Annotated in this window: 13 protein-coding genes; 5 read left to right on the top strand and 8 right to left on the bottom strand. The window is 68.3% G+C overall.

Features of this window, described 5'->3' with window-relative positions; translation table 11 throughout:
* Nucleotides 1-33 precede the first annotated feature (33 nt).
* Together AC1DNF_RS26350 and AC1DNF_RS26345 are read left to right on the top strand one after the other, a co-directional pair.
* On the top strand, nt 34-591 hold the full coding sequence (locus AC1DNF_RS26350) for a DedA family protein (protein WP_478151603.1): 558 nt from the start codon (nt 34-36) through the stop codon (nt 589-591).
* A 131-nt stretch (nt 592-722) separates the two neighbouring features.
* On the top strand, nt 723-1,730 hold the full coding sequence (locus tag AC1DNF_RS26345; protein WP_478151602.1) for an AraC family transcriptional regulator: 1,008 nt from the start codon (nt 723-725) through the stop codon (nt 1,728-1,730).
* A gap of 7 nt (nt 1,731-1,737) precedes the next feature.
* Here the strand turns inward: AC1DNF_RS26345 and AC1DNF_RS26340 are convergent, their stop codons facing one another.
* The 7 genes from AC1DNF_RS26340 to AC1DNF_RS26310 form a co-directional block, all read right to left on the bottom strand.
* Nucleotides 1,738-2,271 carry a flavin reductase family protein gene (locus AC1DNF_RS26340; RefSeq protein WP_478151644.1) on the bottom strand — a complete coding sequence of 178 codons (534 nt, stop codon included), beginning with the start codon at nt 2,269-2,271 and terminating at the stop codon, nt 1,738-1,740.
* Between the two features lie 68 nt (nt 2,272-2,339).
* Nucleotides 2,340-3,584, bottom strand: coding sequence for a styrene monooxygenase/indole monooxygenase family protein (locus AC1DNF_RS26335; protein ID WP_478151601.1), 1,245 nt, complete (start codon nt 3,582-3,584; stop codon nt 2,340-2,342).
* Nucleotides 3,585-3,628: 44 nt separating this feature from the next.
* Nucleotides 3,629-4,417 (bottom strand): SDR family oxidoreductase, encoded by a 789-nt coding sequence (locus tag AC1DNF_RS26330; protein ID WP_478151600.1) that lies wholly within the window; start codon nt 4,415-4,417, stop codon nt 3,629-3,631.
* 136 nt (nt 4,418-4,553) lie between these two features.
* Nucleotides 4,554-4,952, bottom strand: a complete 399-nt coding sequence (locus AC1DNF_RS26325) for a hypothetical protein (protein WP_478151599.1) — start codon at nt 4,950-4,952, stop codon at nt 4,554-4,556.
* A gap of 126 nt (nt 4,953-5,078) precedes the next feature.
* The gene (locus tag AC1DNF_RS26320) at nt 5,079-5,924 is read right to left on the bottom strand and encodes a DUF6216 family protein (RefSeq protein WP_478151598.1); all 846 of its coding nucleotides are present in this window, start codon (nt 5,922-5,924) and stop codon (nt 5,079-5,081) included.
* Nucleotides 5,925-5,944: 20 nt separating this feature from the next.
* Complete coding sequence (locus AC1DNF_RS26315; protein ID WP_478151597.1) at nt 5,945-8,029, bottom strand: O-linked N-acetylglucosamine transferase, SPINDLY family protein; 2,085 nt, start codon at nt 8,027-8,029, stop codon at nt 5,945-5,947.
* A gap of 4 nt (nt 8,030-8,033) precedes the next feature.
* Nucleotides 8,034-8,513: an FKBP-type peptidyl-prolyl cis-trans isomerase gene (locus AC1DNF_RS26310; protein ID WP_478151596.1), complete on the bottom strand. Its 480-nt coding sequence runs from the start codon at nt 8,511-8,513 to the stop codon at nt 8,034-8,036.
* Between the two features lie 104 nt (nt 8,514-8,617).
* Between AC1DNF_RS26310 and AC1DNF_RS26305 the strand changes: the two genes are divergently transcribed.
* The 3 genes from AC1DNF_RS26305 to AC1DNF_RS26295 all read left to right on the top strand — a co-directional run bounded on the left by AC1DNF_RS26305 (nt 8,618) and on the right by AC1DNF_RS26295 (nt 12,132).
* Nucleotides 8,618-9,010, top strand: coding sequence for a hypothetical protein (locus AC1DNF_RS26305; RefSeq protein ID WP_478151595.1), 393 nt, complete (start codon nt 8,618-8,620; stop codon nt 9,008-9,010).
* 163 nt (nt 9,011-9,173) lie between these two features.
* The gene (locus AC1DNF_RS26300) at nt 9,174-9,920 is read left to right on the top strand and encodes a hypothetical protein (RefSeq protein WP_478151594.1); all 747 of its coding nucleotides are present in this window, start codon (nt 9,174-9,176) and stop codon (nt 9,918-9,920) included.
* 67 nt (nt 9,921-9,987) lie between these two features.
* Nucleotides 9,988-12,132 carry a heavy metal translocating P-type ATPase gene (locus tag AC1DNF_RS26295; RefSeq protein WP_478151593.1) on the top strand — a complete coding sequence of 715 codons (2,145 nt, stop codon included), beginning with the start codon at nt 9,988-9,990 and terminating at the stop codon, nt 12,130-12,132.
* Nucleotides 12,133-12,266: 134 nt separating this feature from the next.
* Here the strand turns inward: AC1DNF_RS26295 and AC1DNF_RS26290 are convergent, their stop codons facing one another.
* On the bottom strand, nt 12,267-12,851 hold the full coding sequence (locus tag AC1DNF_RS26290) for a VOC family protein (protein WP_478151592.1): 585 nt from the start codon (nt 12,849-12,851) through the stop codon (nt 12,267-12,269).
* Nucleotides 12,852-13,005: the final 154 nt, after the last annotated feature.

Below are 13,005 nucleotides of genomic sequence, written 5' to 3'. Positions count from 1 at the left end.
GGTGATTTCGCCATTGCGTGGGAGGATAGTCGAATGGCGCTGGCTCATATGCTCACCGACTACGGCTATCTCGCCGTGTTCGCGGGCAGCCTGCTCGAAGGTGAAACCATCCTGGTCCTGGCGGGATTCGCGGCGCACCAGGGTCACTTGTCGCTGCCAGGGGTCATCGCGGTGGCCTTCTTCGGCGGGATGCTCGGAGACCAGATCTTCTTCTTCATCGGCCGCCGCTACGGCGATTCGCTGCTTCGCCGCGTGCCGCGCATGGCGAGCAGCGCGGTACGCGTCAATCGGCTGCTGGTGCGCCACCATGCCGGGTTGATCATCGGCGTGCGCTTCATGTACGGCCTGCGAATCGCCGGCCCGATCGCGATCGGCATGAGCGAGGTTTCAGCCCGGCGCTTCCTGTTCTTCAACCTGATCGGCGCGGCGATCTGGGCGGCCTTGGTCGCGGGCGTGGGCTACCTGTTCGGCCATACCCTGAAATGGCTGCTCGCCGACCTGGACCGCTACGAGTGGGTCGCCGTCCTGATGATCGTCGTCGTCGCCGCCCTGGTGGCAGTGGCGCATCGAATGCGGCTGCGCAGGAGATAGCGCTCGCGCGAGGGTCGGTAGTTTCCCGGATCGCACGGACTCGCTTCCGGGCCAAAGTCATGCCCCGGCATCGAATTTGCTGCGGACCACCGCGCAGCGACACATCGTGCCAGCCCCGGAGGCCTCCAGTCATGTCGAACGCCCAGCACGCCCCAATCGCCCCGCTCGCGGGCGCACTGCTGAACGCGCCGGGTCGGCGGCTCTTCGCATCGCGCGACCTGGAGGAGACCCGGGCGCAGGTCGGCCGGGTCATGAAGCCGCACGTCCTCGGCGTGGAGGGCCGCGCGCAACGGCTGGACGCGCGCATGCACCATCTGTCCCTGGGCGATGTCTCGCTCAGCCGGCTGCGCTACGGTGCCGACGTGAGCATCCAACCCGGCCCGCTCGAGGATTTCTTCCTCGTGCAGATGCCCCTGCATGGCCACGCCCGCATCGAAAGCGGCGCCGAATCCGTGGATTCGAGCCCGGAGCTGGCCTCGGTGCTGAGCCCCGACAATCCCACCGCGATGCATTGGTCCGCCGACAACGACCAGCTCATGGTCCGCATCGCCCGCCCACTGATGGAGCGCTCGCTGGCGGCGCAACTCGGGCGCCCTCTGGGCGAGGCGCTGCGCTTCAGGCTCGGCTTCCGCTGGGCCGAATGCGTGCCTTGGCGCAGCCTGCTGTCGTACATGCTGGAATGCGCGACCCAGGATGTCGACCTGTCCCGCCACAAGCTGATCGCGGCGCAGATGGAGCAGATGGTTGTCGCCACCCTCCTCTCGCTGCACGCGCACAACTACAGCGACGCGCCACCCACTCGGCGCGGTGCCGTCTTGCCGCGGCATGTGCGCCGGGTCCAGGAGTACCTGCAGGCCCATGCCCACGAGCCGGTCTGCGCCGACGAACTCGCGCGCGTCGCGGGAGTCAGCCTGCGCGGCCTCTATGCCGGCTTCAAGGAATTCTGCGGCGTGAGTCCGATGCGCTACCTCCGCGATCTGCGGCTCGATCGCGCGCGGGCCGAACTCTTGGCCGGCCGGGATGTCGGCAACGTCGCCGGCGTCGCCCTGCGCTGGGGCTTCGCCCATCTCGGCCGCTTCAGTGCCGACTACAAGACCCGGTTCGGCGAGAGCCCCAGCCAGACCTTGCGCGCGCACTGAGCCGCGCTCAGGGCGCGGGAGACAGCGCCGTGAAGCGCCCGGCGTGAAACACCAGCGGCGTGCCCGGCGCGCTGCCCACGCGCAGCACGCGCCCGAACAGCAGCAGGTGGTCGCCCGCATGGTTCTGCTGGTCGTTGGAGCAGACCAGCGTCGCGATCGAGCCGCCGATGGCCGGAATGCCCTCGGGCACCTCAAGCACCGGCGCGTCGGCGAACTTGTCGTCCACGGTGGAACTCGCGAAACGGCGCGCCAGGTCCTCCTGCCCGCTGGCCAGGACATTGATCGTGAAATGCCCGCACTCGCGGAACGCCGCGAGGTTCGGCGAGCGGTTGACCAGGCTCCAGAGCACGAGCGGAGGATCCAGCGACAACGAGGCGAAGGAATTGATCGTCAGCCCCACCGCGCGCCCGTCCCTCGTCCGCGTGGCGACGATCGCCACGCCGGTCGGGTAGGCGCCGAGCACGCCGCGCAGCATCTTCGGTTCGATCACCGTGCTTCCCCAGGCCAGCGGCGGCGGGGAACCATCGCTGGGCAGGGACATCGCCGCGGCCGCCGTGCCGACCACGGGCGCGGGGGTGCCGGCTTGCATGGACATCTCGCCGTCGCGCGTCAGGCGATGGCCGCTTCGGCCCGCTTCGCTTCGACAAAGCGCTCGCATGCCTGCGGGTCCATCCACCACGGAAAGAAGTCCGGCGGATTGTCAAAGCCGTTGGCGATCGCGCTCGCCAGGGCGGGCACTTGCCCGGCCGCGCCGAGCAGCGCCAGGATGTGCGCCGGCGGCGGCGTCAGCAGGCTGTTGGTCCATGTCACCACCCACTGCGCATAGGCCCAGAAGCGCTCGAAAGTCTCGCGCATCCATTCGCCGGTGAAGGCCTGGTCGCCACGCGCGACGATGGCGTCGAGATAGACCTTGCTGGCCTTGGCGGCGTTGTTCGAGCCCTGCCCGGTGATCGGATCGTTGGTGACGACCGCGTCGCCCAGGCCGAACACCAGCCGGCCGGAGGGCAGCGTCATGACGGGCTTGCGCACCGTCGGCGCGAAACTGCCGGCCAGAATGCCGTTCGCATCGGTGAGTTCCACGTGACGGCAGCGATCGGCTTCCCAGGGCAGGAAAGCGTCGAGGATCTTCCTGCTGCACGTCAGGTGCTCCTGCGGCGTGCGCACGTCGCGCCAGCAGTCCATCGGCCCGCCCGGCACCCCCTCGAACACCATGATGTCGCAGGGCCCGCTGGTGGTCAGCGCCGGAAACACGAAATACTCGCCGACACCCGGGATCAGGTTGAAGGAGACGCGCGAGTAGTCGGGGGTCTCGCGCATTCCCGTGACATAGGTCAGCGCCAGCGCGCGTTGCGGCTTGTCGAAGGGCGAGCGCGAGGCATCGCGCTCGAAATGCTTCACCACCTCGCCCTTGCCCGCGGCCAGCAGGACCAGGTCGTGCGACACCGCCAGCAGCTCGAGCTCCGCGATGCCGCCGTCCTGGATCAGCAGCTTGCCCCCGCGCGCCTCGACCTGCTCCATCCACGCGGGCATCTTGATCCGCTGGTCCACGGCCTGCGCCACGCGGTCGAGCCTGGCGCTCCAGTCGATGGCCTTCTGCCCCGGCAGCTCCGGGTGCGGCACCGCCAGGCCGATGCCTTCGACCGGCGGGCATTGCGACTCCCATTGATTGAGGCCGAGGTCGCGCTCGATCTGCAGCGAGGCGTCGAACATGCATTGGCTCGACATGACCTTGCCGGCGCGAATGTCCTCCGGCGCGCGGTTGGTCACGACCGTGACCTCATAACCCTTGCCGAGCAGGCCCAGTGCCAGTGGCAAACCGGCTTGCCCGCCCCCTACGATGGCGATACGACGCATGAAGATCTCCTGTGAATTGAAAGAACCGAAGGGCCGCGCCCCGCTTACTCCGCCAGGCGGGGGATCGCCGCAAGCGCCTGCTCGGGCCCCATCGCCGAATAGCCGCCGTCCACCGCGTAGTCGGCACCGGTCACGAAGCTCGCATGCTCGGAGAGCAGGAAGGCCACCACCTGGGCCACCTCCCGTGGATCGCCGATGCGGCCAAGCAGGTGGTAGGCCGCCCCCACCCGATCGGCTTTGGCCCGGTCGCCGTGGGTGAGCTCGTCCATCACGCGCGACCAGGTCCAGCCGGGCGACACCGAGTTGACACGGATGCGGTCGCCCGCCATGTCCATCGCCAGGTTGCGCGTCACCTGAACCAGGGCGGCCTTGGAAACGGGGTACAGCCAGCGTCCGGTCTGGGCCACATGGGCCGAGATGCTGGTGAAGTTGACGATCGCGCCGCCGCCCGCGGCCACCATCGCGGGCCGCACCGCGCGCGCCATCATCACGGCGCTGATGACATTGACGTCGAGCGCCGCCTGCCAGTCCGCGCGGCCCGACTCGGCGCCGTTATCGACATAGGTGCACGCCAGGTTGACGAGATGGTCGATGCGGCCGAAGTGCTCGGCCACCCCGGCGACCCCGCGCGCGAGCTGCTCGTCGTCGGTGATGTCCACCGGCCAGAAGCGCAGGCTTTCGGGGGCGTCCGCGACGGCGCGCGCACCGCCCGCGCTGTCTATGTCGAAGACCGCGACCCGCGCGCCGAAGTCCTTGAGCACCTGGACGACGGCCGCGCCGATGATCGTGGCGCCGCCGGTGACGATCGCCACCTTGCCATTGAGACCCTTCATACCAGACCCTTTCATGCCATGTTCACGAGCCTCGATGGTCGTCACATGGTCTGCGGGGGCCTATCCGGATTCCGCGGCGGCTATCCGCCAAGTGCTGGTAGTTGAGACGGGACGCCGCGCTCAGGGCAGGGTCTGCCTAGGCCTCTTCTGCCCCCGGGTCCAGCGCGGCGTTGCGCGGCGCGGCTGGTCGGCTCTTGCTCCGGGTCTCGGGCAGGTGACTGGTGAGGACATGGGAGATGACGTTGATCCCGAGGCCTCCGAAGAGCGCCGGCAGCAAGTAGAGCGCGACGGACAGCTCGGATGCAAAGACCGCGTCGTCCACCGTCGACAGGGTCGCCAGGGACTGCGCCGCCAGCCGTTGAAGGACGTACACATCCAGCGTCGCGATCAGGATGAGCGAAACGCCCAGCAGAAGGAGCGTCGAACGTGAAATGGCCTTCCTGGCATGCAGCACTCCGTAGATGCAGCACGGCAGCACCACGGAGACGAGGACCGTGATCCAGAACCGTGCTTCAGCGAACACCGAATTGCTCATCGTGCGGGGCTCCTGTCGGAATGGTCTGAAGACCGGAGCCCCGAGCTTCCCATCCGGGCGACCAGGAACTGTCAAGCCCGGGTAAAGAAACGTTGGCCTGGAGGTTCTTTACGTTACGAAGAGCCGTCAGTCGCGCCAGTCGAAGCTCAGCTGCGAGCCGCTGAGCGCGGGGTCGAGCTTTCGCCCTGCCAGCTTCCTGGCCGCGGTGATGCTGGCCCACGAGGCAAGCCCGAGCCATGAGAACCACGCCGCAAGCGCCGCCGACATGACCAGCGCCCAACGCTGCTTCTTCAGGGCGCCCTTGACGAAATCGGGGGCGCCCTCGTCCTTGAGCACGCCGCAGAGCAAAGCCACCTCTTGCTCCGTGAACGAAGTGCGCGCCGCATTGGCGCCCGCCGGCGCGGCGCAGTCCGCGACACGCAGCGGGGCGGCATCCAATGACCAAAGGGGCCGGAACGCCTGGACATCGGTGCCGCTCGCGAGGAAGGGCCTGCCGGTGGCCTTGAGCGACAGGAGCGGACGGTCCGCGTACAAGCCGAGCATGCTGACGATCGCGAGCACCCCTGCGATCGCGCAGGCGGCGAGCATCGCGAACTGCCAGGCGCGGCCAGGCAGCTTCTGCACGCGGACCTGCCGCAGCGCGGGATCGAAGTATTCGCCGCAGAAGCGCAGCGTTCGCATCTGAACGCCGTTGAGCCTTGTCCAGTGCATGAGCCGGTGGGCATCCTGCAGGTTGGCGACCTTCACGCCGGAAAACAACCGAAAGGAGACCAGGCTCGTTTGCTCGTCCACGAATGAACGCACCTGCGGGTCGGCGATCTCCTGGTTGCCGTTGACCAGCAGCCAAAGGCGGCGAACCAGCACATGCAGTGATTCGGTGGACCAGACGACCCAGGCGAAAGCCAGGGCAAGAAGCACCGACGCCGCGATGCTGACAAAGCTGCCGACCGCCGAAAGCGTTGTGGAATCCATCGTCGCCCTTGCCGCCCGGTTCAAGACACCTGGATGTGTCGAGGCGCCAGGCCCAGCCGATGTTGTTCCCACATCGCGTCATAGGCCGCCTCGATCTGCCTCGCGAACGCAGGCGTATCGAACAGCCGCGCCGTCGAAAGATTGCCCCGCAGCCGGGCGCGCAGCGCCTCCAACAGCGCGGGCGAGCGCGCCAGCGAGAGCGCGAGCGCCTCGTACGCCTCCACGCTGTCCGTCACCAGCTCCGGCAAGCCCACCGCCTTGAGCAGGCTCGCGGCCACGCGCGATGCGAAGGTGCGGCCGGCCAGCGTCAGCACGGGCAGGCCGGCCCACAACGCATCGCTGGCGGTCGTGTGCGCGTTGTAGTGGAAGGTGTCGAGGAACAGATCCGCGTGCCGGTGGCGCGACAGATGCTCCGCCAACGGCATGCGAGGCGCCCACACGAGGCGCGCCGGGTCGAGCCCCAGCGCGCGCGCCTCGGCCTCGATACCGCGCCGCGCGCCGCCGTTGCCCTCGAGCAGCCACAGCACGCTCCCGGGCACCTGCGCGAGAAGCCGCGCCCACACGCCGAAGGCATCGGGCGTGATCTTGAAATTGTTGTTGAAGCACGCGAAGACAAAGCCCCGCGCCGGCAGCCCCACGCTCTCGCGCGTGCCCGCGTCGCCGGCAATCTTCTTGGTGCTGTCGTTCGGCTGGTAGGAGCCCGGCAGCAGCACCACCTTCTCCGCGTAGTGGCCGAACTCATCCGGACGAATGAGCGTGGCGTCCGCGACGATGTAGTCCATCAGGTCGCTGCCCATGGTGCCGGGAAAGCCGAGGTAGTTGACCTGCACCGGCGCCGCCCCATGCGCGAAGATGCGCGGCCGGGCGCCCTCGGTGAAGCCGTTCAGGTCCACCGCGATGTCGATGCCCGCCTCGCGCGCGAGGGTCGCGATCTGCGCGTCCGTCTTGCCCGAGACATCCAGGAAATGATCGAAGGCGGCGGCGACCCTGTGGCTCATCTCGTCCCGCGCGAAATGGCCGATGGAGAAGGCAAACCATTCGTGGCGCGAGCGATCATGGCACTCGAACAATCGCACGATCAGCTGCGCGACGGGATGGTTGCGGAAGTCCGACGAGAAGTAGCCGACGCGCAGCTTGCGTCCCGCCTCGCGCGGCAGGTAGCTGGCCTGCGCCCTGTGCGAGGGGAACTGGTGCCGCGCATAGGCGCGCGCGCAGGCCAGCAAGGTCGCGGCACTCGCGGGCGTGGCCATGATGGAGAGAGGCACGGCCGCCCTTTCTCCGGCATCGACGCGCGCCAGCGTCTCCCGCACCAGCGGCTCCCAGGCCGCCCAACGGCAGCCTTGCATCGAGGTACTGAGCCAGTAGCCGCGCAGGTACTCCGTCTCCGGGGGCAGCCCCGCGAGCGACGCGATGCAGGCGCCCAGCTCGGCATCCCGCTTCAGGCTCGCGAGCGTCGCGGCCCGGTTCATCCAGGTGTAGACGTCTTGCGGGGCCAGGCCCAGCGCGCGCTCATAGCTCTCCAGCGCCTGCGACTCGCGCCCGAGCGCGCTCAGGGCGAAGCCGCGGTCCGCCCAGGTGCGCGCGAGGCGGGGGTTGAGCGCCAGGGCGCGGTCATAGTGTTGCAGCGCCTCTTCGTGACGCTGCAGCTCCGAGAGCGTGTTCGCCATGTTGGCGTGCAGCTCCGGCGAGTGGGGGTTCTTCTTCTCGGCGCGTTGCAGCGCGCGCAGCGCCAGCGCATGCTCGCCGATCGCGCTGTGGGCCACCGCCAGTTCGTGCAGCCCCTCGAAGTACTCGCCGGCCAGCTGGATGGAACGCTCGAAGGAGATCGTGGCCTCCCGGCCCCGGCCGTTCTGCAGCTGGACGCGGCCGAGGTAGAAGAGCGCTTCCGCGGAGCAGCCCGGCAGCGCCGTGGCCTTGAGCAGGCGTTCCTCGCAGGCATCGAGCTCGCCCCGGTTGCCGCTGATGTAGGCCAGCAGCTCCCAGGCCTTCGGGACCTTCGGGCTGGCGGCGACGATGCGAAGCAGAAGCTCTTCGGCCGGCTCGTACTGCCGGGCGCGAAAGTGGCGCTCCGCCAGGGCCAGCTGCTGCTGGGTAGACGGGCTCATGGTCTCAATGGTGGTGCCCGTGATCGCCATGCACGTGCTTGTGCGCGATCTCTTCCGCGGTCGCGGCGCGCACGCCGGTCACCGTGACGCTGAACTGGAGCGCCTTGCCCGCCAGCGGGTGGTTGCCGTCGAGCAGGACCTGCGGGCCCTTGATCTTCATCACGGTGTAGATCTGCGGCTCGCCCTTGTCGTTGCGGCCCTCGAGCGTGCCGCCGACCTTCACGCCGGGCGGGAAGTCGGTCTTGGGGATGGTGCGCACCAGCGATTCATCGCGCGCGCCGAAGGCGTCTTCGGGCTGCAGGCTGAGCGTGGCCTTGAAGCCGACCTCCTGGCCCTCCAGCGCGGCCTCGACCTTGGGGAAGGTGTTGTCGTAGCCGCCATGGAGATACACCATGGGCTCCTTGCTCTCTTCGATGAGCTTGTGGGTGGCAAGGTCGGCGACCTTGTAGCGAAGGGTGACGACGGAGTCTTTTTGGATCTTCATGAGAAGGCCAGGCGGCGCAAGGAATGGGGTGGGCAGGATTCTCGCGCAATCGGCATTGCCTCTCGCTTCGGCTCGGCGTATCGTGGTCGACGAAGGAGGTGCCTATGCCTTCACGAAGAAGCCTCGCAAGCAAGGAGACGCACAGCCCTCGCCCGATGCCCCCGGGTTCATCGAGCGATCTCGAGGCATTGACGCCACTCTCGGATGCCGAGTTGTGCGAACGCGCGGTGCAAGCCATCTGGCGCAGCCTGGATGGCCACGATCTCGTGGATGAGAAGATCCGTGACGAGCTGGCATCGGTGCTGGAGCCCCTGACCGCCCTTGCCTTCGGTGACCGTCCGCAGCGGTTGATCAACACCCTCAGGTTGTCGAATCCGATGGATGCCTCCCAGCTGTACTGGCTCACCCGCCGACTGCTGACGCTGGTCCCCGAACTGCAAGCCGTCGCGAACGCATTCCCCCAACCAGGCGGCAATCCGTCTCCGTCCCTGTCCTGAGCCCGGCGCGGCCGGGGCGCCTGCAGCCCCGAGCCAGTTCGTGACCGACCGCACACAAAGGCCGCCACGCGCGCGCCAGGCGGGCTCCGGATTGTGTTGCCTGGTCGGGTAACGGCCAGTAACATGAAAAAGCCAAACAATATCCCTGGCGGCCACGGTAGCGATGACCACCCTCACCCTTCGAATCCAGTGGGGCCATGCGGCCCAATTCATCACCATCGACCCGGCGAAGGAGCTGGCGGCTGGCGCTCGCGTCGTGACCTCGGAGTTGTGGCAGGGCGGCGATCACGCGGAACGGGTCGCGACCTGTCTCTCGTGCTCGGCGGGATATTCCAGGTACGAGCTTCAGCTCGAATTCGCGCTTGCAGCGAACCCGGCCCTGGCGACCCGCGACGTGCGCTGGGGCCGATGCCGCATCGCAATGGAGCCGAAGAAGCGCATCGCGACGGCCGAATGGTTCGACAGGCAGCCCCATTCCGGGTTCGACGGCGCCGGCAAATGCCGAATTCTCGACACCGACAGCCTCTCGTACCTGGGCGACCTGGGGCCCGAGGCCGTCAGGCGCATCCTGAGGCCGGCGCAGGCGCGGCTTCGCTGCGACCTGCTGGCGGTCGACCGCCGTTGCGCGATCTCAGGTGAAGAGACAGAGGCCATCCTGGACGTGGCACTCGTCGCGGAGGCCAAGGACAAGGGCGAGGCCCGAATCGAGAACTGCCTGCTGCTGCGAACGGATCTGCGCCGGCTGTTCGAGGCCCGCCTTCTGTGCATCACGCCCTCGGGCCACGTCACGCTCGCGAAACAGGTCTCGGCCCCCTATCAAAGGGACTTCGACGGGCGGCAACTGAACCCTGTCGTCTTCCACCGGATCTCCAGCGCGCTGAAAGCACGGGCCGGCACCGCTGGCGCGTAGGACGAGGACGCGCGCATGCGTCGCGGGGCTTGACTCCGCAGTGGCTACAGGTCTTCCAATAAGCGTCATGCCAACCACCGCCAGCCCCCGCCCCACGCATGACTTTCTTCAGCTTCGCATCCCGGCCATGGACTGCCCGACCGAGGAGGGGCAGATCCGTGCCGCCCTGGAGCGATTTCCGGCCATCCGACGCCTGAGCTTCGACCTCGCCGGACGAGCGCTCGCCGTGGAGGCCCCTGCCTCCGATTGGTCCGGCATCGTCGAGGCCATCCAGGCGGCCGGCTTCCAGACCGAGACCCTGTCGGTCCCCATGGCGCCCGAAGAAGGGGCCCATGCGCAGCGCAGGGAGATGCTGCGGTTGGCCGCCGCGCTCGCCGTCGCGCTGCTGGCCGAACTCATCAGCTTCTTCGCACCCGCGACCGCGCCCTGGCAGGTGGCCGGCATGGTCGTGGCGGGCGCGGCCATCGCGCTGGCCGGCAGTTCGGTCTTCCGCAAGGGACTGTCGGCCCTTGCGAGGGGCCGGCTCAACATCAATGCCTTGATGACGGTCGCCGTCGCCGGCGCCTTCCTCATCGGCCAATGGCCGGAGGCCGCGATGGTGATGGCGCTCTACGCGCTGGCCGAACTCATCGAGGCCCGCGCCGTCGACCGGGCGCGCAACGCCATCACCGGCCTGCTCGCCCTGTCGCCGCAGCAGGCCGAAGTGCTGCAGCCCGGGGGCCACTGGAAGGCGGTCGAAGCCGGCGGCGTTCCGGTCGGCGCGGTCGCGCGCGTTCGCCCCGGCGAGCGGCTGCCGCTCGACGGGCGCGTGACCACCGGCCATGGCGCCGTGGACCAGTCTCCCGTCACCGGAGAAAGCGTCCCCGTGGACAAGGCCCCCGGCGACGAGGTCTTCGCGGGCACCATCAACCAGAACGCCGCGCTGGAGTTCGAAGTCACCCGGCCTGCCGGCGACACCGTGCTCGCGCGCATCATCCAGGCGGTCGAGGAGGCCCAGGGCAAGCGCGCCCCGACGCAGCGGCTCGTCGACCGCTTCGCCGCCGTCTACACGCCATCGGTCTTCGTGCTGGCCCTGGCGGTGGCCATCGGCGGCCCGCTGGCCCTGGGCTGGCCATGGCTGGCCGCTGTCTACAAGGCGCTCGTTCTCCTTGTCATCGCCTGCCCTTGCGCGCTCGTCATCTCGACGCCGGTCACCGTGGTGAGCGGCCTGGCTGCCGCCGCCCGGCGCGGCATTCTCATCAAGGGCGGCATGTACCTGGAGGAAGCGCGCAGGATCGCGACGGTGGCACTGGACAAGACCGGCACGCTGACGCAGGGCAAGCCCAGGCTGGTGGCGCAGATCGTGCTGGGCAAGAGCATTCCCGCGGAGACCGTGCTGCGGGTCGCCCACAGCCTCGCCGCCCGCTCCGACCATCCGGTTTCCAAGGCCGTCGCGACGGGCCTGGACGGCGAGCCGCTGCCGGTGGAGCGCTTCGGAGCCGAGCCGGGCCGCGGGGCGTACGGCACCATCGGCGGTCATGACTACGTGCTGGGCAACCACCGCTGGATCGAGGACCGAAGGCAGTGCTCGGCCGAACTGGAAGCGCTCATGCACGAACACGAAGTCCTGGGCCGAACCATCACCGTCCTGGCGAACTCGCAGGAGGTTCTGGCCCTCTTCGCCGTCGCGGACACGATCAAGGACAGCAGCCGGCAAGCCATCGCGGAGTTGCTTGCCATGGGCGTCACGCCCGTGATGCTGACGGGCGACAACCCGGCGACGGCGAAGACCATCGCCGCGCAGGTGGGCGTCACCGACATCCGTGCCAATCTCCTTCCCCAGGACAAACTCGAAGCCGTCCAGGCCCTCGCCGGTGCGGGGCAGGCTGTTGCCATGGTCGGGGACGGCGTGAACGACGGGCCGGCGCTCATGGCCGCCACCGTCGGTTTCGGAATGGGCGGCGCCGGCACCGGCACGGCGATGGAAGCCGCCGACGTGCTCATCATGAACGACGACCTGCGCCGGGTGCCCGAGACCATCCGCCTGTCGAAACGCACCTACGCGGTGCTGCGGCAGAACATCGCGATCGCGCTGGGCATCAAGGCGGTCTTCCTGTGGCTCGCCCTCTTCGACAACGCCTCGATGTGGATGGCGGTCTTCGCGGACATGGGAGCGAGCCTCCTGGTCGTGTTCAACGGCCTGCGGCTCCTGGCGAAGGAACGAGGCCGATAGGCCGGCCAGCGCCACGTTGAGCAGCGTGCCAACCGCGTCAAGCTCGGACTTCGCCGCCGCAGACCGTCAGGAGCTTGCCCGGGTTCCGCACCCTCGATCGAATCGTTCGATCGCCGGGTCTGCGTTCCTGGCGATCAGGCGGTCGCCGCGATCGCTCCGCGGATGGGCGACACCGGCAGATGCACCCGGCGCGGCAGGAAGTCCGACAACGCCGCGCCCGCGCGCACCTGTGCGAGCCAGTCTTCAGGGTCGAACTCGACGCCGATCGGATTCACCGCGAAGGAGGGCCCGGCCATGAAGGCATTGGCTTCCTCGTTCGTTGCGAAGCAGTCAACCTGGAATTCCATCTGGTTGCCGTCGGGATCGCCGTAGTACATCGACACCGTCAGCCCGTGGTGGATGCACCAGTACGGCAGGATACCTTCGGCCTTGAGCTGCACGTAGTTGTCGAACAGCGCCTGGACGTCGGCGTAGGTGTAGGCCACATGGTCGACCCCGACCAGCCCCCTTCGCTCGTCGCCACCCGCCCCGGGCATCAGCACGTCCAGGTTGGCGAACGCGAAGCGGTGGTGTTCGTCGTCGTAAGTCAGGAAGGCCAGCGCCGGATCCTGGTGCTGGACTCTGGCATCGAACACGGTGGTGTACCAGCGCACCATCGCGTCGAATCGGCGTGTACGGTAGACCACGTGCACGAACTTCTGGGGGCGGATGCGGCTCATGGCGTCTTGTATGGATGCCTCCCGGCGATAGGTAGTTACCCGCGTCGTGTCGTGAAGAAGTCGGCTGCTGCCTTGTATCCGGCCTGTTGTGTGGGTGCTGAGTTGCCCCGTTTGCCCACTGGCCCCGATGTAATCCGCTGACGAGCGCCTCATC

This window comes from Variovorax sp. 01T432 (assembly GCF_056398605.1).
Note: the sequence above shows the minus strand (reverse complement) of the source record. Positions and strands in the feature narration are given on the sequence as shown.

Bases quoted from the DNA above. Each gene is read 5' to 3' on its own strand.
- AC1DNF_RS26325 (WP_478151599.1), bottom strand. From the start codon at position 4,952: ATGAGCAATTCGGTGTTCGCTGAAGCACGGTTCTGGATCACGGTCCTC.
- AC1DNF_RS26330 (WP_478151600.1), bottom strand. From the start codon at position 4,417: ATGAAGGGTCTCAATGGCAAGGTGGCGATCGTCACCGGCGGCGCCACG.
- AC1DNF_RS26320 (WP_478151598.1), bottom strand. From the start codon at position 5,924: ATGGATTCCACAACGCTTTCGGCGGTCGGCAGCTTTGTCAGCATCGCG.
- AC1DNF_RS26295 (WP_478151593.1), top strand. From the start codon at position 9,988: ATGCCAACCACCGCCAGCCCCCGCCCCACGCATGACTTTCTTCAGCTT.
- AC1DNF_RS26300 (WP_478151594.1), top strand. From the start codon at position 9,174: ATGACCACCCTCACCCTTCGAATCCAGTGGGGCCATGCGGCCCAATTC.
- AC1DNF_RS26305 (WP_478151595.1), top strand. From the start codon at position 8,618: ATGCCTTCACGAAGAAGCCTCGCAAGCAAGGAGACGCACAGCCCTCGC.
- AC1DNF_RS26335 (WP_478151601.1), bottom strand. From the start codon at position 3,584: ATGCGTCGTATCGCCATCGTAGGGGGCGGGCAAGCCGGTTTGCCACTG.
- AC1DNF_RS26345 (WP_478151602.1), top strand. From the start codon at position 723: ATGTCGAACGCCCAGCACGCCCCAATCGCCCCGCTCGCGGGCGCACTG.
- AC1DNF_RS26315 (WP_478151597.1), bottom strand. From the start codon at position 8,029: ATGAGCCCGTCTACCCAGCAGCAGCTGGCCCTGGCGGAGCGCCACTTT.
- AC1DNF_RS26310 (WP_478151596.1), bottom strand. From the start codon at position 8,513: ATGAAGATCCAAAAAGACTCCGTCGTCACCCTTCGCTACAAGGTCGCC.
- AC1DNF_RS26350 (WP_478151603.1), top strand. From the start codon at position 34: ATGGCGCTGGCTCATATGCTCACCGACTACGGCTATCTCGCCGTGTTC.
- AC1DNF_RS26290 (WP_478151592.1), bottom strand. From the start codon at position 12,851: ATGAGCCGCATCCGCCCCCAGAAGTTCGTGCACGTGGTCTACCGTACA.
- AC1DNF_RS26340 (WP_478151644.1), bottom strand. From the start codon at position 2,271: ATGTCCCTGCCCAGCGATGGTTCCCCGCCGCCGCTGGCCTGGGGAAGC.